This is a genomic window from Bacillus sp. SIMBA_008 (assembly GCF_046535495.1).
Taxonomy (GTDB): Bacteria; Bacillota; Bacilli; order Bacillales; family Bacillaceae; genus Bacillus; species Bacillus subtilis.
Genome location: NZ_JAWRWL010001378.1, coordinates 1 through 231, shown reverse-complemented (window position 1 = coordinate 231; position 231 = coordinate 1). Strand labels below are relative to the sequence as shown.

Annotated in this window: 1 protein-coding gene; it reads right to left on the bottom strand. The window is 75.3% G+C overall.

Going from position 1 to position 231, the window contains the following annotated elements; all coding sequences use genetic code 11:
- The coding region (locus SB658_RS27970; protein ID WP_410603860.1) for a hypothetical protein at nucleotides 1–231 on the bottom strand (231 nt) is incomplete at both ends.

The window sequence follows — 231 nt, the reverse complement described above, 5'->3', positions numbered from 1 at the left end:
AGCAGCCGGGCGAGCGCATCGCGCGCCTCGGCCAGGCCGGCGCGGACCTGCTCGCCGCCGAGCGTATCGATGGGCTCGTCGGCAAAGTCGATCGCCGCCTCGACATGGATGCGCAGCACGGTCAGCTGCTCGGCCAGCGCTTCGACGCGGCGTGACAGCGCGCCGTCGAGCGAACGGCGCGCGGCGCGCGCGGCACGGTCGTCGCTGGCGGCGATGAGGTCGGCGATCGCC